Below are 22,460 nucleotides of genomic sequence, written 5' to 3' on the forward strand. Positions count from 1 at the left end.
AAATAAATTTGAATTTAAAGTCTCCCTTAATTTCTAAATAATTTATTTTTTACCGGTTTCCAAGTATTTTTGTGTAAATACATAATCGGGAATCTTCATACCGTATTCTATTTTTTTTATCGTGATTATGGTTGAGGTATTTGTTTTGACGGTGGACAGTTTCGTCTTAAAGGCTGTCATTATTCCGTTTACTTCTTTATAATCGTAAAGCTCAAGAGTCTTTACAAGCTGAGAACCTTGATAAAATTCGGCCTTGAGTAAAAGATTTTTATCCTTTGTGATCCGCATTATGGTTTTTGAATATGTATAATTTTTATCCTTGGGTGTAGATTCTATAAGATAGACAGGCTCTCCGGCATATTCTTCTTCGCCTAAGATTTTAAAATTATCGAGTTTTGTGTCCCTTTCCATAAACGAAATATCGTTATTTGAAAAGTCCGAACCCATGAAGGGCTCATCGGCACTTCCTTGAGCCGATATTTTTTGCACCTTTTTTGTTTGAGCCAAATACATTTTCTGGTCCGTGGTGCCGTCGGCTTTTTCAATCATTAAAAACCTTGAACCCTTATAAGATGGGGGATTTTTTATTTCGACAAACATTCTTTGTAAACCGTTTTTGTCCAAAGAAGAATATTGAATAATATCCAAGGTAGAAAGGGTCTTTCCGGCTGACTGTATATCCAAGCTTGAGGCAGATCCCATTGATGATGCCGTATTTTTTGTCTTTGTTTTAGCTGCAATTTCTTCTGCACTTTGGGCAAAGATTAAACTGCAAAATCCGATAGTAAAAATTAAACTTAAAGTAATTTTTTTCATACTTCCTCCGTATCTTTTTCTTCATTAAAAGGATATTCGTTTTTGATTTCCTTTATGTCTACAGGTAAAAGTTTTCTTATAAACTTTGGTTTCATTAAATTTAATAAAACCGGAAGAATAGTCAAGCTGCCGAGGGAACTGGTTATCATTATCAGGGCAATTAAAAAGCCCAGTTCTGAAAGCATATTAAATTTTGAGAACATTAAAACTGCAAAACCTGCTCCTACGGATACGGCATTGAATAAAATAGCCTTTCCCGAGCCCAAGAAGGTTAGATACAAAAATTGGCCGCTGCCCTTTGTTTTTAAAAAGCATTTATGATAGGCTGCCAAAAGATGAATTGTATAATCAACTCCTATTCCTATTGCAAAACTCGCAACCATTGCAGTTCCTATGTTGAGCTTTATGCCCAATCTGCCCATTATTCCGAAATTAATCAAGATAGAAAGTGCCAGCGGGATAATTCCAAAAAAGCCCGCAAAGACTGATTTATAATAGACGGAAAGAATTATAAAAACTATAAATAAGGAAACTCCAACTGAAATCAACTGGGATTCTACTACGAGTTTGTTCAAGGTCTTTTCAACCAATACAAAGCCGCCTGTTTCGGCTATTACATCCTTGGGGAATTTAAGGTGTACAAATTCGTTAATTTCTTCAAGAACCTTGTCCGTATCTTGCTGTCCGACAGTGCGGAGCTGAATGTTCACTTTTAGTGTTTTGGGCTTTGTATTATTATCTAAAAAGCCTTCAGTATTTTTTCCTAAAAGTATTAGATAGTTTTGCATTATGGCCGAAAGTTCTTCTTGAGAATTCTTGCCGTATTTTTTAGGATCGGAAGGAATCTCATAGTAGGCAAGCCCCTTATAATTTATCTTTTTCCCGAATTCATAAACTAAGTCCTCTGCGGAAAGATTATTTTTTGCTCTTTCTTCCGCAGCTTCGTTCAGCATAGCCATAATTTCTTCTTGGCTGTATTGCTTTTTAGGTTTAGAGGTGCTTTCTGCAATTTGAGTATCATCATCCGATTCTTCTTCAAAATTTCCGAAGTCTCCGAAATCGTCTGAAGGTTCTGCTTCATTTATACCGTCATCGGCTCCTTGACTTTCTGTAGAAACTCCTTCGGGCGCTTCATCGGCATTATATGCCTGATTTAAACGCTTAATTAGGGGAACAATAGAGGTAACCTTGCCTACATCTTCAACTTCTTCTTCCAAAAAAGAAGAAAGATCATCGATAGCCTTTAAAATATCGGGACGTAAAACATCGGAATCGTCTTGGGTTTTTATGACCATTTCAAGAACTTTTGAACCGCCGAAGTGTTTACGCATAAAACTATCGGATTGAATTACCGCGACATCTTTATCAAAATATTCCATCAAAACGTTATCGATAACAAGTTTCTTTACTCCGAATACGGAAAAAATTATTATGAGACCGACAAAAAGAATGACCGAGCGGGAATGTTCTGCAATAAGAACAAAAGTACTTGCAATGCCGCGATCCAAACGGCTGGTGTTATCTTTTTTATCTGCCCAACGCATTGACGGCTTTTTAGGCCCTCTTAGTATCAATATGCAGGGAATTAAGGTTATGGATATTAAAAATGCGGCAACAACGCCGAAGCTCGAAAAGATACCGAATTCAAAGATGGGGACGACGGAGGTAAAACAAAAAGAAACAAAGCCTGCAAATGTTGTGAGAGCTGCCAAAAAAACCGGTCTTATAACCTCGCTTAAGGCTTTGATAACCTGTTCTTTATGCTCCTCTTTTGAGATGGAATCATCTTGTATGACTTCATCATAATAGTGGTTTATAACATGGATGCCGTATGCCGAACCGACTGCAATTAAAATAATCGGCAAAATTGTAGAAAGAATCGATAAGGGAACATTAAAAAGAGCCATCGCTCCCAAAGCCCATATTACGGAGCATATAACCGTCAAAAGCGGTAAAAACACACCGGTAAACCTTCTAAAAGAAAGAAATAAAACGCCTAAAACGACAATGATAACAAGAGGAACTAAAAAGCTTAAATCATGGGCGGTTGCCTCATTTACTATCTCGTTAAAAATAGGAGTTCCCGTCAGGTAAATTTTAGAATCGGGAAAATTCCAAGAGTCTGTCAGTTTCATAATTTTACGGCAGGCCGCAATAGTTTCGGGAGAACCGCTTTCTTCATTCGTTATATTAAGGAAAACGAGGATTTGGGTTGCATGTAAATCCTCCGAAACAAGGCTCCGTTCATACATGTCCCAACTGCGGAGCTTATGTTTAATAGACTTAATTTCTTCTTCCGCACCCGAAAAATCCGGCGGAATAATGAGCTCGCTTACAATCCCTTCTTCGCCAATGTCTATATGGGTTGTATTTGTTATCAAAACCGTGTTTTTTACCAACTCAATTTCTTTTAGTTTTTCATCCAGTTGTTTCACTTCATCTAAAAATTCTTTATCTATGATAGTAGAAAAGCGGCGTTCAATACCTATTAGTATAGGTACATCTTCGCCGAAAATGTCGGCAATTTTTTTTGCACTGATTCTGGAAGGATCGTTTTTAGGAATAAAACGGAAATTATTATTATCAAAATTTAATCTTATTATTTGAAGAGCAAAAAACAAGGTTATGGCAAGAATTGTTATCAGCATTGCTACGGGATGTTTATAAAACTTGTTTATGGAAAATATGCGTTTTTTTTCTTTTTTCATAATGGGGCTCCCTCGACAAGATTTGTTAATTATATAACCGCCTTATATTTTTGTCAATACAATAAGGGGAAGGGACAACCCCCCGTTCAGAGCGGTGGTTTTTCCCTTCCCCTTTGACCCCATCCCTTTTCCTCGCGCTGCCAAAGGGGATTTCCCCTTTGGAAACCCCGACTTTTTTCAAATTTTACTATTTATTGCAAACAATTTCTATAATAATTATGAAAAGGGGGAATTTTTTTTCCTTAGTTAAATAATTTTTACAAGAGGTAAAAAATGAACCCTGTATTATTGGTCTAAGATGTACAATGAAAACATAAAACAAGGTCAAGACTATACAAAATTGCCAAAGTGTATTACAATAAACTTGATAGGAAAAGGCTTTGATAAAAATAAGCGTTTGCACAATAAGTATCTTGTTCTTGAACAAGATACAAAAGAGCCTTTAGTTTCAAAACTTGAGATTCATATACTAAACCTTGAAAAAGCGAGACTCTTAAAGAAATCTCAATACAAGGATAATAAAACAAAACGCTTATTAAATTGGCTGAAATTTATCGAAACTGATAATGTGGAGGTACGTAATATGCTGGCACAAGAATCACAGATGATGAGAAAGGCAAATGAGACTATTACAATAATGGAAATGAGTCCTAGAGATAAATGGCTTTATGATTCCCGTATGAAATATGAACATGATAGAGCTTCATGTATAAGTGAAGGGTATCAACAGGGTATTGAAGTGGGAATATTGCAGGGCGAAATAAAAGGGAGGCAAGAAGGTATTGAACAAGGCTTTGCCGACGGCTCTTATCAAACTAAACTTGAAACGGCAAGATTGATGAAACAAGCAAACTGTGAGCTTGGATTTATCATACAAATGACCGGTCTAAGTAAAGAAGAGATAGAGAAGCTCTAATTAAGGAAGTATCCTCTTTTTTGGAGAAAATTATAGTTTGGTCATAACCATAACCACCTGCAAGTTGGAAAAAACTCCGGCTTGGGGCAGTTTTTCTATTAAAATGGCTTCCTCTAATACAAATATAAATTTGTTTTCCTATCGACTTTTTCTTATTTTTTATGTATTATAGTAAAATAAATTAGAGATATTATTGGAGAATGTATGAGTAAAAATAACGACGATAAAAACCAAAACGATCCCTTTAACTTTTTTAATTTCGGACCGGATTCGGACGGAGACGATAAAAAATCACCCAAGAAGCCGTTTTTTTCTGTATGGCTTTTAGCGCCGCTTGTAGTTGTCATTTTTATTTTGGTTAATCAGTTGATGATTCTCAATAGCTCCGCCCTGATTCCCTTTTCTGAATTTAAAGATAGAATTACATCTGGACAGATAAAAAAGGTTGTTCTAGGCCCTGTTTATTTTAGCGGATATACCAGCATACAGGATGATGATGCTTCAAATACCTCTTTATTTTCATTTTTATCGGTGCAAAAAAATACTAACGAATATGTAACAGTCGGGATATACACCTCGGAATTTTTACAGCTTTTAGATGACCATCATGTAGTTTATCATGTAAAGCCTAAAGAAAGAAGTTATTTTGTTGAACTTCTTTTACAGTGGGTGCTTCCCTTCCTTTTGATATTCCTTGTTTGGCGTGCCATTATGCGGCGTATGACAAAGAGTATGGGCGGCTTGGGCGGAAGCATTTTTTCTCCCGGGCAGGCCAGAAGTGCGGCAATCGACGAGGGAAAGGTTGAAACCCGCTTTAAGGATGTCGCAGGTGTAGATGAAGCTAAAGAAGAATTAATGGAAGTTGTAGACTTCTTAAAATATCCTCAAAAATATACCGAAATAGGCGGAAAGATTCCGCGAGGTGTTCTTTTGGTAGGTCCTCCCGGAACGGGAAAAACCCTCCTTGCACGAGCCGTCGCTGGGGAGGCTGGAGTTCCTTTCTTTAGAATAAGCGGTTCGGACTTTGTCGAAATGTTTGTCGGTGTAGGAGCTTCCCGTGTGCGTGACCTATTCAGGCAGGCCCGTGAAAAAGCTCCCTGTATTATATTTATAGACGAATTGGATGCTATCGGAAAGTCGCGTCATAATTCTTACAGCTCAAATGATGAGCGTGAACAAACTTTGAACCAGCTTTTGGTTGAAATGGACGGCTTTGACAATAAGACGGGCTTGATTCTTTTGGCTGCCACCAACCGCCCCGATGTTTTGGATCCGGCCTTGTTAAGACCCGGCCGCTTTGACAGGCAGGTTGTGGTTGACCGCCCCGATGTAAAGGGAAGAGAGCAGATTCTCAAGCTTCATGCAGAAAATGTAAAACTCGATGCTTCGGCCGATTTGGCTTCGATAGCCCGCATTACAGCAGGCTGTTCAGGTGCCGACCTTGCAAATATTATAAATGAGGCTGCTCTTTTGGCTGTCAGAAGTAAAAGAAAGACCGTCATTATGACTGACTTGGATGAAGCCGTTGAAAAGGCAATGATAGGCTTACAGAAAAAATCCCGCGTAATCCGCGAAGAAGAAAGAAAAGTAATAGCCTACCATGAAACGGGACATGCCATAGTGGGCAGCTTTACCGATGGGGCCGATAAGGTACATAAGGTAACCATAGTTCCCCGCGGAACCTCGACTTTGGGCTATACCTTCCATATTCCCGAAGACGATAAGCACATCGTTACCGAAAAGCAGCTTTTGGCCGAGATAGATGTTCTTTTAGGAGGCCGTGCCGCAGAACAAGTAAAATTCAATATGGTTTCTACCGGAGCTGCAAACGATTTAACCCGTGCCACCGATATTGCCCGAAGCCTTATAACCGATTACGGTATGAGCTCTAAATTTAAAAACGTCGCCTTGAGTAAACGGGGTGCCGGATATCTTGGCGATAATGAACCTAGGTTGGTGCGTGAATATGCCGAAACAACCCAGCAATACATCGATGAAGAAATCGCAAAGATAATCAATACCCGCTATGAGGGTGTTATAAAAATGCTGAACGAAAAAAAGCATCTTTTGGAAAAGATAGCAACAACCCTTTTAGAAAAGGAAACCATAGAAAACGAAGAATTCGATGCGATAATCGCTGAGGAGAAGGCTCCTAAACTTTTTGAAAAAGAGGGTGGATAGACTATGGTGGTTTAAAAAAAGGACTATTTATGAAAAGTATTTTAAAAGTAAAAAAGATTAAAACAAAACTTATTGCATTACTGCTTTTACTTATCGCTTTTACCAGTCTAAGCATCAGCAGTATCTTTATTCGGCATTTTTACATTACAACAAAGCAAAATATTGCTTCCGATTTACAGACCATTGCGGATGATGGGGCGCTTCTGGTAAACGAAAAAATTAACACTACAAAGACTGCATTGGAAATTCTTTCCCGTATGCCGGAATTACGCGATCCAAATCTGCATCCTAGGGAAAAAGCGGCTATTATTGACAGGGAGCTTCAATATAACAAAGCATTTCTTCGGTTTTCTTTTACACCGGCTGATGGTACCGGATTTTGTGCGACGGGGCCGAGTTATAATGCGGCAAATTCCGAATGGTTTAGAACGGCTATGAGCGGTAAATTTTTTATTACGGAACCGTACTTTGCGATGATGGACAAAAAATTTATTTGCTTGCTGGCTGTTCCTGTTTTTGACGGAGAAAAAGTTATCGGTGTACTTGGAATCGATACGTTAGCTGAAAGCTTATCTGTACTGGTGAAAACAACGCCTGTCGGACAAGCCGGTTATTGTTCTATCAACGGGCGGGATGGTACCGTTATTGCCGACCCTGATGAAGGGGCTGTTCGTGATCAAGAAAATCCTATTTTACTCGCTAAAAGCAATCAGGCCTTTAGTCAAATCGGAACATTTATCGAACAGTCGCTGAACGGAAAGCAGGAGCCTTCTATTGTTCAATATAAAGGAACAGACTATATTAGCCTATCAGCGGATGGCTGTTTACTGCACGCTTACCATACCAAGAGTTTAAGGCTCCGATTATCACATCATTGTTCCAAATGCTGGGAATTATTATTCTGATTTTTATAATAGCCGATATTATTGCTATTTTCTTTGCAAGAAGAATTAGTACTCCGTTGCGGAATATTACGACGGCATTGCAAAGTATTTCAGAAGGCGATGGCGATTTAACGGCTTCACTGCCGGTCAATGGAAATGACGAAATTGCTCATATCGCCTATTTTTTTAATAAAACTATTGAAAAAATACGGGCATCAATTCTACTTGTAGGGCAGAATACCGGTATTATGCAACAGATAGGGGATGAGCTTTCCTGCAATATGACCGAAACTGCGTCATCTATTCACCAAATAAATATGAATATTGCAAATGTTAAACAGCAGGTTGTTTCTCAGTCCGAAAATGTTGCCGATGCAGTATCATCAGTTGACGAAATTAAAGAGGCGATAGAAGCGTTAAATGCAAATGTTCAAAAACAGGTAGAAAGTGTTGCAGCGTCCTCCAAATCGATAGAATATATGGTAGAGAATATACAAGAAGTTGCCAAGACACTCGGAGCAAGCGAGGCTTTGATTGAAAATCTGCACCAAGCGACTTCAGACGGAAAAGAAACAATCGGTAACTCAAATACTATTACCCAAAAGATTACCGAAGAATCAGGCAGTTTGCTTGAAGCAAGCAGTGTAATTCAGCATATTGCAAGTCAGACGAACCTATTGGCTATGAATGCGGCAATTGAGGCTGCCCATGCCGGTGAAGCGGGGAAAGGCTTTGCCGTTGTCGCGGACGAAATCCGCAAGCTCGCCGAAGATTCTGCCACCCAAGGAAAGACTATTACCGCAACTCTTAAAAATTTCAGCAATGAGATAGAAAGGCTTTCAGGTATTTCCCATACTGTTGAAGAAACCTTTAACAGTATCTTTACCCTTGCAGATCAGGTAAAAGCTATCAGCAACAAGATTACTAGTGCAATGCAGGAGCAGTCCTCTTGCAGCCGCACTGTACTCGATACGATGAATGAGATGTCGGGTGTAACCGGCGAGGTAAGTACCGGTTCTGCAAACATTTTGCGTAGTGGGGAAAACATTGCAAAAGATATTCACAAACTAAATGATTCGGCAAGCGTTATTACCGACAGTATGAATGAAATGGCCTCCGGAGCGGGACAAATTGATAATGCCGTAACGGAAGCAAATGAGATTACACATAAGAATAAACAAAGTATTGAAAGTTTGGCAGTGGAAGTCGGTAAATTCAAAGTGTAATCTTTTTGAAAATAGGCGGGCAATTACTGCGTCGCACGCCGAAAATAAAGCGGAGGCGTATCAGGTATACGTTGAGCATTTATTTTCGGCGTACATTCTTCAGCGGGGGATACCCCATTAAAACCATCCGGCAGTTATTCTTTCCAGTGCAGTTTTTCTTTTTGATAGTAGTTTTTTACACTTTCTGCAACGGGCTTGCCTTCCAAATCGGTGTAGGGGCACTGCTTTGAACCCGTACCGAGAAAAATAGCTTCATAATCACCGTTTGTGATGACATCGATGGGCAGGTTTTTGTACGCTATGTCGTAGTCAAGCCCTCGTGTGTTTCTTTCGTATAAAAAGCCGATACCGCCGTCGCGTTGTACATCCATAGTCGAATAGGCGCTGTCTTCGTTTTGCACCAAGTAACTGTGGCTGTTCCATGCGGAAGCCGAAATAAAATCGTTTACGCTTATACTACCGTTCGGCAGCTCGCGCCAATGGATGGTAACGTTTTTGCGCTTCCACACGTCAGGTAACGATTGGAATGCAAGGTAGACCGGCTTTTTTGTACCGTCGGTTTTACGAGCTTTTACAATAAGGATTTCACCGTTCGTACCCTGGCCGTGGCTGTAATCCAAAGTTTTTTTCTCGCTCCACTGGCCGCCACCGGAAGCAGCATCATCGTAAGTAAAAATACTAAAAAATCGGCCGTTATTTTTTCGGCTGGAAAGTATAACGCTGCCGTCCGGCAGTTCTTCCACTTTTGCTTCATTTCCGTCAGGGATGGGAGAGTTTGTTGCATCTCCCAATACATGCCACGTAGAACCGAAGTCATCGGAATATACGACGGCATTGCCGTAATCCAGGCTCAACAGCGCCGAATAAATGCGGTAATGGCTGCCTGCTTTAATATAGCGCGACTGCATAATTCTGCCCGAGCCGAAAAACAGGCTTTTCCATGTGGAATTAAACCCGAAAATCGTATCGGAAATATCTTTTTTCCCCGAATCGGGAAAGGTTTTGCCCCCGTCGTCAGATACAAATTGAATGACCTTCAGATGATTGGAATGTGTGCCGTTTGGATAAAAAACATTTCCGTGTACACACAATATGAGTACCTTGTCCGATTCGCGATCGGCAACGATGGCAGCGTCTCCGTAGCCGTTATGATCACCGTCCGGTATCTTTGTGATATTGGTATCGCCCGACCATGTTTTGCCGTTATCTTCCGAACGTTTAATCAATAAATCAATACCATGACCGTACCCCAAATCGGTGTTGTCTGTGTAGCGCAAATCGGTTACGGCAAGCAGGGTTCCATCGTTTGTTACCGCAAGGGCAGGAATTCGGTAAAAATCGTTAGGACGATCGGTTTTACTTTGCCATAAGTCTGTTACAGCAATATTGCTGTTTTTTGTCCATTTGGCATACAGCGTCGTGTTTTCGGTAACCGTATCCGTATCGTTATTCCATTTATTAGTGCATGTATTTTCTTTATACCATCCGCCGAATTTCCAGCCCGAAAATTCGAGGGGCGGGGTTTGAGCGGCAGTCAATAAGCTGCCTTTCGGTATGGTTAAAGCCGCCGGTGTTTTTCCGCGGCCTTGCACATTAAAGGTTACAGCAAAGGCCGGTATTTTTTCATCGTTTATTTTTTGCGGGCAGCCTGGCAATAAAACAAGGGCTGCAACAACAAGTAAAAAAATAAATAAGGTCTTTTTCATTTTGATAACTCCTTAAAGGGTTAATTTATACAATTATCGGCGATAGGTCAAGTTCTTTTTAAAATATGCGCCCTTGTAATGATAATAAAAAAATGATAGAATACGCCCCACGAATATTGGAAGTATGATAAACAGCTCGGCAGAAATTCTGCCTTACTGTTTATCTGACGAGTTTTGTGCAAAGCACAAAACGTCGCATTATTGTATGCACGTTCTCACTTCGTCACGAACGTGCGTAAAAAATCAATCGAAAGTTGATACTTTCTTCTTGATTTTTTATTGGAGGTATATATGACTAAATGGGGAGCATTTGCACTCGGTGTTGTTGCAGGCGGAGCTGCGGTTCTTTTGGCCAGAGATGCCGGTTTTAAAAAAGCTTGTGCCAAAATAATTGGAGCAGGTTTAAAATTAAAAGACGATGCTGCTGCCTTTGTTGAAACGGTAAAAGAAGACGCTCAAGATATAATGGCGGAAGCAGCTTATAACAAAGACGCCGCTTCGGCAGCAAACTAGCTTGATTTTTTTAAATCTTTATGAATTTTTATATTGCTCACCGCCTTCCGGGGCGTTTGCGTTTAAGATATAGCCGGAAAGGTTTAAGCCGCAAACAAGCCGTTCTTGTAGAAACCCTTGTGTCTTTACAAGAAGGCATAAGGTCGATAAGTGTAAATCCTGTTTCAGGAAGTATCTTAATTGAATATTCGGGGATAAGCGAAGCCGAAACTCTTTCTTATATAAAAGCTCTAAATTCTTCTTACCTTGAAAACGAAGAACTATTAGAAAATGTGGATGAACCGGTAGTAAGCGAAAGTTTAACGGTTTCTTTGGGAATGTTGCTTGCGGAATTCTTTATCCGAAGGCTTTTACCTATTCCTGTCCGCAGAATATTGGCTCTCTTTTCAATTATGCCCCGCGTAAAAGGCGGAATGAAAGCCTTGAAAGGAGGCAGGCCCTTTTGTGCCGAAACCTTAGATGCAGCGGCTCTTTCTCTTTCCTATGCAACGGGAGACCTAAACACAGCCGGCACCATCGCAATGATGCTTGAAATGGGCGAAATCTTAGAAGACTATACCCGCCGGAAGTCCTATGAAAATTTAACCCGCAGTTTTTTGAATACAAAGGAAACTGTTCATGTTCTAAAAGACGGAAATGAAACTGAAATTTCCGCCAATCTTCTTCAAGCCGGAGATACGGTTATTCTTAGGATTGGGTCGGTTATTCCTGCAGACGGAACGGTGGTATCGGGCGAGGCTTCCGTTAATCAGGCTTCAATGACGGGAGAAGGCCTTCCCGTGCACAAGGTCTCGGGAGATACTGTTTTTGCTTCTACCATCGTTGAAGAGGGGGAAATCCATGTATGCGTAAAGGCTTGCGGACGGGAAACCAGAGTGAGCAAGATAGCCGATATGATTGACCGCTCTCAATCTTTAAAGGCGGCTTCACAAATCAAATCCGAAAGAACTGCGGATAAACTTGTTTTTTATAACTTTTTACTTGCAGGCTTGACCTACGCCTTTACAGGTAACTTTGCAAAGGCTGCCTCGACTCTTCTTGTCGACTATTCCTGTGCGATGAAGTTATCTGCTCCTGTCTGCGTGCTTTCAGCTATGAAAAATTGTGCCGAACACGGCATCACCGTAAAGGGCGGAAAGTTTTTAGAAGACTTTGCCCGAGCCGATACAATCGTATTCGATAAGACGGGAACTCTTACGGAATCCCAGCCCTCGGTTAAAAAGATAATTACCTTCGGCGGCAGGCCGGAAAAAAATGTATTAAAAATAGCGGCCTGTCTTGAAGAGCATTTTCCTCATTCGCTTGCAAGGGCCGTTGTACGGGAAGCCGAAAACAGGGGAATTAAACACAGAGAAGAACATACGAAGGTTTCCTATATTTTAGCCCATGGCCTTAAATCTACCTTAAAAGGAGATGAGCTGCGTATAGGAAGCGCTCATTTTATATTCGATGATGAGGGTATTCCAAAAACGGAAGAAGCCGAAAAAGCTATTGAAGATTTGTCGAAGAGCGGCTGTTCCCAGTTATATTTATCAATAGGAAAAGAACTTGCCGGTATCATTGCGATAGAAGATCCTGTTCGCCCCGAAGCAAAAGAAGTTGTTTCAGAACTTCACAAACTGGGAATAAAAAACATAATTATGCTTACAGGGGACGGCCCCCAAACCGCACGCAGCATAGCCGAAAAGACGGGGATTGACCGTTATCATGCGCAAGCCCTTCCCGATACAAAGGCCGGTTTTATTAAAGAGTTAAAAGCTGAGGGTAAAAAAATCGTTATGATAGGCGACGGGATAAATGATTCCCCTGCCCTGTCGGAAGCGGATGTAGGAATTGCAATGGGACAGGCTTCTTCGATAGCAGGAGAAACCGCCGACATTCTTTTGCCGGATGACGGGCTAAGAGCCCTACCCGTTTTAAGGCGTATAGCAACGGGCTTGATTAAAAGAATCAATGTAAACAATAGGGCTATTATCGGCATTAATTCAGCCCTTATTGCAGGGGAACTTGCGGGCTCAATTCCTCCGGCTACAGCAGCCTTAGTCCATAACGGTTCGACTGTTGCCATAGGTATGTCTGCAATGAGAAGCTATGAGCGGCTATGAGCCGCCCTTTGCCGAATCTATTTAATCGGAGGTACGATAAACAGTTCGGCTGAAATTCAGCCTCACTGTTTATCTTCGAGTTTTGTGCTTCGCACAAAACATCGTTTATTCTATGTGCTTTTTCACTTCGTTGCAAAAGCACTACTAAAAAATTTTTTCGGAAGCTGAGGCTTCCTGCAAAAAATTTTTATTGGAGAAAGTAATGACTGTTTCAAGTTTTTTTCCCGGGCATATAAGGCTCAGGGGCGAGATGATAAAAGATAAGGATATTTTTGACGCTTTTGAAAAGGCCGCATCTTCTCATAAGGCGGTCAGCAAAATTGAAAGGAATGAGAGGACGGGAAGCCTTTGCATTGAGTATGATGCAAATGCCCTACCCTTGTCAAAGTTTGAAATCTTTAAAGAAGATTTACCCGAGTTAAAAAAACTTTCCGATGCCTATATTTCGGGCAAGGTAGAAAAGGAAATAATCATCGAAAAGATTTCAGAACTTTGGGAAAAATTAAAAACCCTATAAATAGCCTTGTAATTTCGCCTCTAATGCTTTATACTAATTACGGAAAAGCACACTGATAACACCAAATACAACCATTCTCACCAAAAAAATGCAAAAAGTTTAACAAAGTATTTGACACGCAACAACAGGCCTAACACAATTTTTAGCAACAAGCGGCATTTGCGTTACGCCGCGGTAATAATGAGTAATTGCCGGTTTAATTACACATGAAAAATTACCCATTAAAATGGATGGCCGCCCACAAGTTGGAGGAAACTTCGGCTTCGGGGGCGGTTTTTTTTGTGCAACATTAACTATTAAAACTTTATTTCAGTGATTATTATGCAAAAGAGCCGGTAAATATGTTAGAAAACCGCATAATATGCAAAAAAATAGCAGAAAATATAATTTTTTCGTAAAAGTGCTTGACATTTATTTTAAAATTAAGTATATTACCTTCACACACAGAAGATACACACTATTATTCTATTCACAAGCAGCCCTTTCTCCTCCTTTTCGGGCTGCTTTCTTTTTATCGGATAAGGAGAGTATTATGCAAAAAATTAAAGCGTTTTTTCATCAACAAAATCTAAGACGAAGAGCTGCAAGGTTGGCAGGACGAATCGAAATTGTTCTATCTTTTGCAATGCTTATTGGAATTTTAATTCTTTCTATCGAAATTTTCTTTGACATAAAAGAAATGGTTTATGCATTTATTTACAGTAATAAAATTCCTTCATTTTCCGAATTCTTATCATTGATATTTTCTCTTGTAATCGGTCTCGAATTTGTAAACATGCTTATAAAACATACACCGGGAAGTGCTCTTGAAGTTGTGCTTTATACCATCGCACGAAAAATTATTGCCGACCACGGTAGTATGTTTGATGCCCTATTGGGCGTTGTCGCTATAGCAGTTTTGTTTGCCGTAAAAAAATACCTAAACGAAGGCGGCGAATACGGAACAGGAAACGAATGTGATTATATCGTAAACGGCGGTACCAGTATCCACGAGATAAATCACAGGCTGGACTCGGATTTTGATGAAGCTTACGGAAACACGGTTGCAGGTTATTTGTTTAACTATCTTAAACAACAAGGCCGCTCACCTCACCTCGGTCTGGAAGCCGACATAGGAGAATATAAATTCATTATCCATGAAATGGATAATGACCTGATAAGATATATTAAAATTCTTCCTATTAATGAACATAAAAATTGAGTTTTGGTTTGAACCCGGACTATTTATAAGAGCAGGCATCTATTAAACAAAGTAAAAACTGCAAGCTAATTATTCGGACTTAAATAAATTGCTTCAGATTCGTTCAAGTGAGGGAAGGAAACCATTTTGCGGTCATTTGTATGGCCGTTAAACAATATGGTAATACTGTCATTTGCTGTTATAAAAACAACATGCGATTCTTTTGTAAGGCAGATAAAACCGCCCTCACTTACGGCAGAATAATTTGTTGAATAAAATATTTTCTTTTGCTGCATATAGTCGGTTATCCCACTGCTGGTATATCTGGGACTACCGGTCCTGATCCAAATCAGACTTTCAGGATACCAAGCAGCTGTCGGCGAAATTCCGCCTGCATAGATACACTGAGAAACATAGTTTGCACAATCATTATCATAGGTCTTGTATTCGGGATTCCAAACCGAAATATCACTCGACATATTTAAGGGGTTGGACGTGTATTTATTTGCATAGCCGACGGCAGCTGCATTATTGTAATCAACCTTTTTTGAATTTGTATTAACGTGATATTTTATAAAGTCAAACCCGTTTTGCATAAGCACCTCAGGCTCCGGAGGTTTTAAAGAAAAAGCATCTATTTTTGTGTGATAGGTTGCTATTTCAATTTTTATGTTTTCAAAATTATCTTTTTCGGTAAATGTTATTTTAAAAATATTGTTTTCAATTTGCCTTTTACCTATATACTTTTTCAATTCCGTAGTTCTTTTGTTGTATTGATTCAAAGCTTTTTTATTATTTTTAAAATATTCAACAGCCTTTTTCATTCCTGCAACAAAGGGAAGCTGATAAACCGAATTAAACTTTAACTTTTTTTCTATTACAACAAAATAGAATTTTTCATTTGAGCCATAGACTTCATCATCAGGTATATAATCGTAAACTGAAACATCCGGAATATCATAATATTCCGAGTATAAACTATCGGCATATTTTCTAAAAAAAAATTCTTCTTTTGAATTTTCCTGTTTAGGTTTTGATTTTATACTTACATCATGTTTACTTGAACCTGATTTTCCTTCTTTAAATCCCTTTATTATCGGATACAGTTTAAAAATTACAACTATCCAAAGTAAAATTATAAAGAGAACAAAAATAAGTTTCGCTTTTTTTGCTTTTTTTTCCATGAAAGAAAACTAAATTACTCTTCTTCTTTTTTATCAAGCACCTGAAATGTTTTCATAGAGGCATCGAGCATTTCTACAATTTCAGGTTCAATATCATGGGATAGGGTAGCCGCACATACATAAAGAATGCTGTTGTGCTTAAACAAATAAAAATAATGTTTTACAATCCCTTTCTCTTCATGAAGTTCCATAATTATTTTTCGTGATTCCAAATTATAATTATTTTCAAATTTTTCTTGCGTTATTACTGTAGAATCGGGGGACGGGTCATCAGGATTCTTTTGACCGGATAAATACTCACTGACGATTTCCTCCATTGAACCTGAAACTTCTTCGGAAACAAAAATCATATTTTGATTTTGCCCCTTTACCGAATCGCCGTATATTATCTTATATTTCAGCCCGGGATAGGTCACTGTTTCCCAACCGTCAGGCATTTCAAAGGTAAAATCCTTAAAGTCATCCATATAGTAATCTTGAGATGACAGATAAGAAATCAGTATAAAAATAAAAAAAAGTATCGATAATTTTTTTTTCATAAAACGGCTCCTATGATAAAACCCAGCTTAAAAACTATACAAAAGATGAGGAAAAATGTCAAGGTTTATCTTTAGCCGTTAAAATGATACCCTACTTTAACTTATCCCTGCTTTGCGGTATAATTGCACCCGTTCTAAACATTTATGGAGGTTTTTGTGGATATTTTAGATAAACTAAGGGGCGGAGTCATTATGGACGTAACCAACCCCGAACAAGCAAAGATTGCAGAAAATGCAGGAGCCGTTGCAGTCATGGCCCTCGAAAGAATTCCGGCCGATATAAGGGCAGCCGGAGGGGTCTCAAGAATGAGCGATCCTAGGATGATTAAAGAAATCATAAAGGCCGTAAAAATTCCGGTTATGGCAAAGGTCAGAATCGGTCACTTTGTAGAAGCTTCAATTTTGGAAGCTATCGGTATCGATTTTATTGATGAGTCCGAAGTGTTGTCTCCGGCAGATGAGGTTTACCATGTAGATAAAAATAAATTCAAGGTGCCCTTTGTCTGCGGTGCCCGAAATTTGGGAGAAGCGTTAAGAAGAATCCAAGAAGGCGCAAAGATGATACGCACAAAGGGTGAGGCCGGAACCGGAGATGTAATTCAGGCTGTAAAACACATGCGCCAAATCCAAAGTGAAATGAGGCAGCTGACATGCCTTCGCGAAGATGAGCTCTATGTCGCTGCAAAGAATTTTCAAGTACCTTATGCACTTGTAGAATATGTGCATAAGCACGGGAAGCTCCCCGTTCCGAACTTTTCGGCAGGAGGAGTTGCGACCCCCGCAGACGCAGCCTTGATGGTTCACCTCGGTGCTGACGGCGTTTTTGTCGGAAGCGGTATTTTTAAATCGGGCGATCCTGCAAAAAGAGCTGCCGCCATCGTAAAGGCCGTAAAAAATTACGATAATCCTGCAATCTTAGCAGAGGTTTCAGAAAACCTCGGCCCTGCCATGGTTGGAATCAACGAAGAAGAAATAAAAGTTATAATGAGCGAAAGAGGAGTCTAAGCCGCTTTTCTCAATCTTAAACAAAAAAGAAGGTGTTTTAACGAGCTTCTAAACTCATTAAAACACCTCTTTTTGTTTTATATCTATTTTTATAAAATGCGGACTCCTGCAACACTTTTAAATTCAAAAAATTCGGGACTGACTCCTGTTTTTTCAAAATACCTTTTATGTACCTCAAGATAAAATTCGTCAAGAGCATCTTTTTTTACCAAGGCCAGAATATAGCAGCCTTCGGTATTTCCGACTAACTTTGCTCCTCGGCATCCTCTTTGAATAATGGCAGTTTCAAAAAGAACATTTTGTTCGGTACTCATAAGCTCAAAATCATCCCTCATCGAAATATGGGATTCACAAAGGAGCTTTCCCAAAAGATCCATATCTCCTTTCTCTAAAGCCATTACCGCCTTAGATGTTCTTGCGTTTTCGGTAATGCAGTGCTTTACCCTCCGCATAATTGTCTTATCCAAAAAACTAGGCTGATAGTATGTATAATCCGCTTCGGTTATTTCGCAAAGATGATCCAAGTCTAATTTGTTTTGTAAAATACGCAGGCCTTCTTCACATTCCATGTAGCGGATATTGGACGAAGCCCTATAAGCTTCACTGTTTGTGCGGATACCGATTATTACTATTCCATATTCTCTTAAATTTAAGGGCAGACTTAAAAAAGAAAGATCCCTAGAGTCAAACAAATTAAGAGCATCTTGTTTTGCCGAAAAAGAAGATATTTGATTTGACAGCCCTCTCTTTGTGTTTAAGATTTCATGTTTGGCTTCCAAACACAGCGAGGCTATAGCTTTAAAGCTCTCTTTAAGTTTAAATAGAGATAAGAGGCCCATACAAAAGCCAGCTTCAAATGCCGGTAATGAAGTCTGCCCTGTTTTAAAGCGTAACTTATCGAAGACCATTATATCAAAACCGCTTAAAGGATTTTCAAAATGCTTATTAATTTTTTGTATCGTTAAAAGAATAATATTGAATATGGAACTTGCAAAACCTTCTTTCCTGCTGTCCGGATTTTGATTTTTTCCGGCTTGTCCGCTTATAAGGCCTTCAAACTTTTTATTTAAAACCAAATCCGTCAAAGAAATTTTATCCGAGTTATTTTTTCTAATAAAAAAATAAATAGATTTATCGCAGCATAAATTTAAAACATTTCCGCCGTTATAATCCAGCTCTTCGCCCATGAGGGTCAAACTAAGAGGAGAGGCTATTAAAATTCCTTCTTCCGGCGAAGCGTCATAAACCTCATCAAAAAGTTTTTTAAGTTCAACTTTTAATTCACCTTCGCCCATGTTTTCCAAATTCTTTATATCCGCATTAAAACCCATACAACACCTCTATTCATTATCGGCAGGCAGCCCATTAAAACAAAAGCCATTGTCTTTTTTTAAAAAAAATATTATTCTCGTATACATGGCAAACCCCAAACTTTTTAGAACAATCGACAGGGCTGTTTTTGATTATAAAATGATAGAAGAAGGAGACCGAATTTTACTTGCTGCTTCAGGCGGAAAAGATTCTACGGCCTTAGCCGAGTATTTTTCAATGCGCTTAAAACGCCCCTCGCCTAGATTTCAAGTTCATGCTATGCACATCGCAACCGACGTAGCTCCGCCCCTTTCTCCTGATTTAATAAAAATGTTTGAAAACTGGAATATTCCGCTCACAATAAAAACCGTTTCCGTCTTGGGAAGATTAAAACCTAATGAAAAGATGAATTGCTGGTGGTGCTCAACTCAAAGGCGTACCGAGCTAAATAAGTTTGCTATGGAGGAAGGTTTTAATAAGATAGCCTTAGGCCATCACTTGGATGATATTTTGGAAACTCTTTTGATGAATTCCTTAGAAAAGGGAATATTGTCTACAATGCCCCCTGTCTTAAGATTCGAAAAATATCCCGTTACGATGATAAGGCCGCTCTGCCTTGCAGACCTCCCCATGATTATCCGCCATTCGGAGCAGGCCGGTTATATATGTTCTACCTGCACCTGCAACTTTCAAGAAAACTCCGCCCGCAAAACAGCCCGCTCAAGACTCGACCACTTGACAGGCGGCTCCTACAAGCTCAAGATAAACCTTTTTAATTCTCTAAAGAATATCTTGCCTGAATATCTGCCGTGAGCCTTACCTTATATCTTCCCTTAATAGAGGCATGCTCATACAGCGGGGGCCGCCGCGGCCGCGGGAAAGTTCACCGCAGGGCATTTCGAGGACTTTTAAGCCCTTCTTGTTTAAGATTTCGTTTGTAACATCGTTTCTTTCATAAACGACTATTGTGCCCGGGCTTATGCAGAGGGTATTGGAACCGTCATTCCACTGTTCGCGTTCGGCTGCAATCTTGTCGCCTCCGGCACATTGGATAAGCTCAACCTTTCCGGCTCCCGTATATTTTTCAAGAACCTTTTCTAAGGTAGAATCAATCTGCTTTACGTTGAGTTCTCCCTTTTTGGCACCTTGGGTAATTTCAAAGACTCTTAAAGGCCCTAAAATTCCGGGGTGAATGGTAAACTTGTCAAAGTCTATCTGAGTAAAGACCGTGTCCAAGTGCATAAAGGCCCTGATAGCAGGGATTTGAAAAGCTAAGATCGTTTTTATAGGGGAATCCGAGTTATAAAAGATATTATTTGCTATAGAATCGATGGCGTTGGCGGATGTCCTCTGTGAAAGCCCTATCGCCAAAACATCTTTACCGATATTTAAGATGTCTCCGCCTTCAATACTGGGAGCATCATAGCGGTTGTAAAATCTGTTTACCTTTCCGGCATATTCGGGATGATGCTCAAATATGTACTCCCCGTAAATAGTTTCACGGCATCTTGTTACCGAGTACATTTTATTTAAGCTGACTCCGTTTCCTATACATGCAAAGGGGTCGCGGGTAAAGTAGAGGTTGGGCATAGGGTTTATTATCATAGAACCTGAATCCAAAACATAGTGTGAAAGCGAATGTGTATTCTTAAAGGGTATCTCGTTTGCGTTTACGCCTTCCATTGTTTTTAGGATAAGTTCTTTCGGATCCTTGATTCCATTAAGAAAATCATAGATCATTTTTTGATAATATTCGGAATAGATGTCAGCTTCGTTAATATATTGCTTTATAAATTTTTCGCGGATTTCCGCACTTTGAGAAACAGCCTCAGCCGCCAAGTCTTCAAGATATACAACCTCCACTCCGTTTTTAGACAGAATATCGGCAAAAGCATCGTGTTCTTTTTGGGCCATTTTTAAAAACGGAATATCGTCAAACAATAGTTCATCAAGTTTATCGGGGGTAAGATTTAAAAGTTCCTTTCCGGGACGGTGCAGGAGCACCTTTTTTAGTTTTCCTATTTCGCTTGTAACATTTATGACAGCCATGTAATTCTCCTAAAGTTTAATAATCCGGATGATTGTACAGGATAAGGACAAAGAATTCAATACGTATGGAGGAAGACTTTTTCGATAGTTTATGCTATAATATGGAATAGAAAAAGGGGAAAACCTTATGAATTATTTTTACCTATTATTTTTGCTTCTTGTATTTCCCTTAGTTTTGCTGCTAAGGGCTCTCGCATTTAAACCTAAAAAACCGAATAAACTTATCGTAGAAAATGTCGATATGGACTTTGATAAGGCCATAAGCCGGTTTGCAGGGATGATAAAGATTCCTACGGTATCTCACGCCGATGTCAGTCTTGAAGACCCGTCAGTTTTTAAGAAATTCCAAGCCTATCTGAACGAAGCCTACCCTCTTGTTACAAAAACCTGCCCGCGCCGAATCTTAGGGCCTAAAGGGCTACTCTATCATTGGAAGGGCAAGAGCTCCGAAAAAGCCTCGGTTTTTATGGCTCATTATGATGTAGTTCCCGTAAATCGGGAGGGCTGGAGCCGAGATCCCTTCGGGGCTGAAATTATAGATAATGTACTCTGGGGGCGCGGTACTTTGGATACTAAGTGTACCCTTTGCGGCGTAATGGAAGCTGCCGAGTATCTTCTTTCAAAGGGCTTTGTACCCGAACATGATATCTATCTTTCTTTTTCGGGAGATGAAGAACCGCACGGCCCAAGCTGCCCTGCAATAGTCGAAGAGCTTAAAAAAGAAAATATAAATGTGGAGTTCGTTCTTGACGAGGGAGGGGCCGTAGTTGAAGGCGTTTTCCCCGGCATCAAAGAAAGGTTTGCCGTAATAGGTATAGGAGAAAAGGGGCAGATGGATGTGGAGCTTTCGATGGAAAGTAAGGGCGGCCACGCTTCAACTCCTCCTAAGCACACGATTGTAGGTAAATTGGCGCAAGCCGTCTGCAATATCGAAAACAATCCCCTCCCCATGCATGTAACACCTCCGGTTTCGGCTATGTTCAATGTTCTCGGCCGTCATGCAGGCCTTGGAATGAAATTAGTCTTTGCAAACCTAAAAGTTTTTTATCCCCTATTTAACATGCTTACCAAAAAAACAGGCGGAGAATTAAATGCCATGCTCCGCACCACAACGGCCGTAACAAAGATGTCCGGCTCCGATGCCTTTAATGTTATTCCGCCTAAAGCAAGTATAGGAATCAATATCCGCTATTTAGCCGAGGACGGAAGAGAGAACATTATTTCTCATTTTAAAAGAGTAATAAAAAATGAGGATGTAAAAATTGAAGTCAAATACGATGAAGAACCCAGCCGATATTCAAAAATAGATTGCCCCGAATTCGAGCTTTTAAGCAATGCAATCAGACAGACTTGGGAAAAGACATTAGTAACTCCCTATCTGATGATGGCTTGTTCGGATTCCCGCCATTACTCAAAAATATCGGATAAGGTTTATAGGTTTTCTGCAATGCACCTAACAAAAGAGGAGAGAGGCTTAATTCACGGCAATGACGAAAGAATCCGCTTGGACGAGTTTAAACGCACCCTCGCATTTTTTGTACGTATAATGAATAAATTCTAACTTGACTGTAGACAAAAATAATAGTATCTTTAATATATTATACATATATAAGGCGGTAA

At 39.7% G+C, this 22,460-nt stretch carries 17 protein-coding genes and 1 pseudogene; 11 read left to right on the top strand and 7 right to left on the bottom strand.

Annotated elements, in window-relative coordinates:
• Positions 1 to 42 precede the first annotated feature (42 nt).
• Together E4N80_RS10700 and E4N80_RS10705 are read right to left on the bottom strand one after the other, a co-directional pair.
• Positions 43 to 816, bottom strand: a complete 774-nt coding sequence (locus E4N80_RS10700) for an outer membrane lipoprotein-sorting protein (protein ID WP_253699200.1) — start codon at positions 814 to 816, stop codon at positions 43 to 45.
• A complete protein-coding gene (locus E4N80_RS10705) occupies positions 813 to 3,527 on the bottom strand; it encodes an efflux RND transporter permease subunit (protein WP_253701058.1) in 2,715 nt (904 codons plus the stop codon). Before E4N80_RS10705 ends, E4N80_RS10700 begins: the two co-directional genes overlap by 4 nt.
• 274 nt (positions 3,528 to 3,801) lie before the next feature.
• Between E4N80_RS10705 and E4N80_RS10710 the strand changes: the two are divergent.
• The 4 genes and pseudogenes from E4N80_RS10710 to E4N80_RS10725 form a co-directional block, all read left to right on the top strand.
• A pseudogene (locus E4N80_RS10710) lies at positions 3,802 to 4,440 on the top strand (Rpn family recombination-promoting nuclease/putative transposase); the annotation flags it as partial.
• 204 nt (positions 4,441 to 4,644) lie between these two features.
• Positions 4,645 to 6,621 carry an ATP-dependent zinc metalloprotease FtsH gene (gene ftsH / locus E4N80_RS10715; RefSeq protein WP_253699201.1) on the top strand — a complete coding sequence of 659 codons (1,977 nt, stop codon included), beginning with the start codon at positions 4,645 to 4,647 and terminating at the stop codon, positions 6,619 to 6,621.
• A 29-nt stretch (positions 6,622 to 6,650) separates the two neighbouring features.
• Positions 6,651 to 7,526 (top strand): cache domain-containing protein, encoded by an 876-nt coding sequence (locus tag E4N80_RS10720; protein ID WP_253699202.1) that lies wholly within the window; start codon positions 6,651 to 6,653, stop codon positions 7,524 to 7,526.
• On the top strand, positions 7,505 to 8,731 hold the full coding sequence (locus tag E4N80_RS10725; protein ID WP_253699203.1) for a methyl-accepting chemotaxis protein: 1,227 nt from the start codon (positions 7,505 to 7,507) through the stop codon (positions 8,729 to 8,731). Before E4N80_RS10720 ends, E4N80_RS10725 begins: the two co-directional genes overlap by 22 nt.
• Before the next feature lie 134 nt (positions 8,732 to 8,865).
• Here the strand turns inward: E4N80_RS10725 and E4N80_RS10730 are convergent, their stop codons facing one another.
• Positions 8,866 to 10,437, bottom strand: coding sequence for a neuraminidase (locus E4N80_RS10730; RefSeq protein ID WP_253699204.1), 1,572 nt, complete (start codon positions 10,435 to 10,437; stop codon positions 8,866 to 8,868).
• 291 nt (positions 10,438 to 10,728) lie between these two features.
• Here E4N80_RS10730 and E4N80_RS10735 point away from each other — a divergent pair, with 291 nt between their 5' ends.
• The 4 genes from E4N80_RS10735 to E4N80_RS10750 all read left to right on the top strand — a co-directional run bounded on the left by E4N80_RS10735 (position 10,729) and on the right by E4N80_RS10750 (position 14,773).
• On the top strand, positions 10,729 to 10,950 hold the full coding sequence (locus E4N80_RS10735) for a DUF6110 family protein (RefSeq protein WP_010694386.1): 222 nt from the start codon (positions 10,729 to 10,731) through the stop codon (positions 10,948 to 10,950).
• Positions 10,951 to 10,970: 20 nt separating this feature from the next.
• Positions 10,971 to 13,055, top strand: a complete 2,085-nt coding sequence (locus tag E4N80_RS10740) for a heavy metal translocating P-type ATPase (protein WP_253699205.1) — start codon at positions 10,971 to 10,973, stop codon at positions 13,053 to 13,055.
• 202 nt (positions 13,056 to 13,257) lie between these two features.
• On the top strand, positions 13,258 to 13,572 hold the full coding sequence (locus tag E4N80_RS10745) for a hypothetical protein (RefSeq protein ID WP_253699206.1): 315 nt from the start codon (positions 13,258 to 13,260) through the stop codon (positions 13,570 to 13,572).
• Between the two features lie 532 nt (positions 13,573 to 14,104).
• Positions 14,105 to 14,773, top strand: coding sequence for an HlyC/CorC family transporter associated domain-containing protein (locus E4N80_RS10750; RefSeq protein ID WP_010693534.1), 669 nt, complete (start codon positions 14,105 to 14,107; stop codon positions 14,771 to 14,773).
• 65 nt (positions 14,774 to 14,838) lie between these two features.
• Here E4N80_RS10750 and E4N80_RS10755 read toward each other — a convergent pair whose 3' ends face one another.
• Both E4N80_RS10755 and E4N80_RS10760 read right to left on the bottom strand, forming a co-directional pair.
• Complete coding sequence (locus E4N80_RS10755) at positions 14,839 to 15,936, bottom strand: amidase domain-containing protein (RefSeq protein WP_253699207.1); 1,098 nt, start codon at positions 15,934 to 15,936, stop codon at positions 14,839 to 14,841.
• Positions 15,937 to 15,950: 14 nt separating this feature from the next.
• Positions 15,951 to 16,475 (bottom strand): hypothetical protein, encoded by a 525-nt coding sequence (locus E4N80_RS10760; protein ID WP_253699208.1) that lies wholly within the window; start codon positions 16,473 to 16,475, stop codon positions 15,951 to 15,953.
• Between the two features lie 156 nt (positions 16,476 to 16,631).
• Here E4N80_RS10760 and pdxS point away from each other — a divergent pair, with 156 nt between their 5' ends.
• Positions 16,632 to 17,480 (top strand): pyridoxal 5'-phosphate synthase lyase subunit PdxS, encoded by an 849-nt coding sequence (gene pdxS / locus E4N80_RS10765; protein WP_436411312.1) that lies wholly within the window; start codon positions 16,632 to 16,634, stop codon positions 17,478 to 17,480.
• 89 nt (positions 17,481 to 17,569) lie between these two features.
• Here the strand turns inward: pdxS and E4N80_RS10770 are convergent, their stop codons facing one another.
• Positions 17,570 to 18,811 carry a galactokinase gene (locus E4N80_RS10770; RefSeq protein ID WP_253699210.1) on the bottom strand — a complete coding sequence of 414 codons (1,242 nt, stop codon included), beginning with the start codon at positions 18,809 to 18,811 and terminating at the stop codon, positions 17,570 to 17,572.
• An 85-nt stretch (positions 18,812 to 18,896) separates the two neighbouring features.
• Between E4N80_RS10770 and E4N80_RS10775 the strand changes: the two genes are divergently transcribed.
• Complete coding sequence (locus E4N80_RS10775; protein WP_253699211.1) at positions 18,897 to 19,604, top strand: tRNA 2-thiocytidine biosynthesis TtcA family protein; 708 nt, start codon at positions 18,897 to 18,899, stop codon at positions 19,602 to 19,604.
• A gap of 3 nt (positions 19,605 to 19,607) precedes the next feature.
• On the opposite strand, the gene arcA is transcribed toward E4N80_RS10775, so the two are convergent.
• Positions 19,608 to 20,840: an arginine deiminase gene (gene arcA, locus E4N80_RS10780; RefSeq protein ID WP_253699212.1), complete on the bottom strand. Its 1,233-nt coding sequence runs from the start codon at positions 20,838 to 20,840 to the stop codon at positions 19,608 to 19,610.
• Between the two features lie 127 nt (positions 20,841 to 20,967).
• On the opposite strand from arcA, the gene E4N80_RS10785 reads away from it, so the two are divergent.
• Complete coding sequence (locus E4N80_RS10785; protein WP_253699213.1) at positions 20,968 to 22,401, top strand: M20 family peptidase; 1,434 nt, start codon at positions 20,968 to 20,970, stop codon at positions 22,399 to 22,401.
• Positions 22,402 to 22,460 lie beyond the last annotated feature (59 nt).

Source organism: Treponema denticola (genome assembly GCF_024181605.1).
GTDB lineage: Bacteria > Spirochaetota > Spirochaetia > Treponematales > Treponemataceae > Treponema_B > Treponema_B denticola_B.

Coding starts and splice junctions, on each gene's coding strand:
- E4N80_RS10700 (WP_253699200.1), bottom strand. CDS start 816: ATGAAAAAAATTACTTTAAGTTTAATTTTTACTATCGGATTTTGCAGT.
- ftsH (WP_253699201.1), top strand. CDS start 4,645: ATGAGTAAAAATAACGACGATAAAAACCAAAACGATCCCTTTAACTTT.
- E4N80_RS10720 (WP_253699202.1), top strand. CDS start 6,651: ATGAAAAGTATTTTAAAAGTAAAAAAGATTAAAACAAAACTTATTGCA.
- E4N80_RS10725 (WP_253699203.1), top strand. CDS start 7,505: ATGCTGGGAATTATTATTCTGATTTTTATAATAGCCGATATTATTGCT.
- E4N80_RS10730 (WP_253699204.1), bottom strand. CDS start 10,437: ATGAAAAAGACCTTATTTATTTTTTTACTTGTTGTTGCAGCCCTTGTT.
- E4N80_RS10735 (WP_010694386.1), top strand. CDS start 10,729: ATGACTAAATGGGGAGCATTTGCACTCGGTGTTGTTGCAGGCGGAGCT.
- E4N80_RS10740 (WP_253699205.1), top strand. CDS start 10,971: ATGAATTTTTATATTGCTCACCGCCTTCCGGGGCGTTTGCGTTTAAGA.
- E4N80_RS10745 (WP_253699206.1), top strand. CDS start 13,258: ATGACTGTTTCAAGTTTTTTTCCCGGGCATATAAGGCTCAGGGGCGAG.
- E4N80_RS10750 (WP_010693534.1), top strand. CDS start 14,105: ATGCAAAAAATTAAAGCGTTTTTTCATCAACAAAATCTAAGACGAAGA.
- E4N80_RS10755 (WP_253699207.1), bottom strand. CDS start 15,936: ATGGAAAAAAAAGCAAAAAAAGCGAAACTTATTTTTGTTCTCTTTATA.
- E4N80_RS10760 (WP_253699208.1), bottom strand. CDS start 16,475: ATGAAAAAAAAATTATCGATACTTTTTTTTATTTTTATACTGATTTCT.
- E4N80_RS10770 (WP_253699210.1), bottom strand. CDS start 18,811: ATGGGTTTTAATGCGGATATAAAGAATTTGGAAAACATGGGCGAAGGT.
- E4N80_RS10775 (WP_253699211.1), top strand. CDS start 18,897: ATGGCAAACCCCAAACTTTTTAGAACAATCGACAGGGCTGTTTTTGAT.
- arcA (WP_253699212.1), bottom strand. CDS start 20,840: ATGGCTGTCATAAATGTTACAAGCGAAATAGGAAAACTAAAAAAGGTG.
- E4N80_RS10785 (WP_253699213.1), top strand. CDS start 20,968: ATGAATTATTTTTACCTATTATTTTTGCTTCTTGTATTTCCCTTAGTT.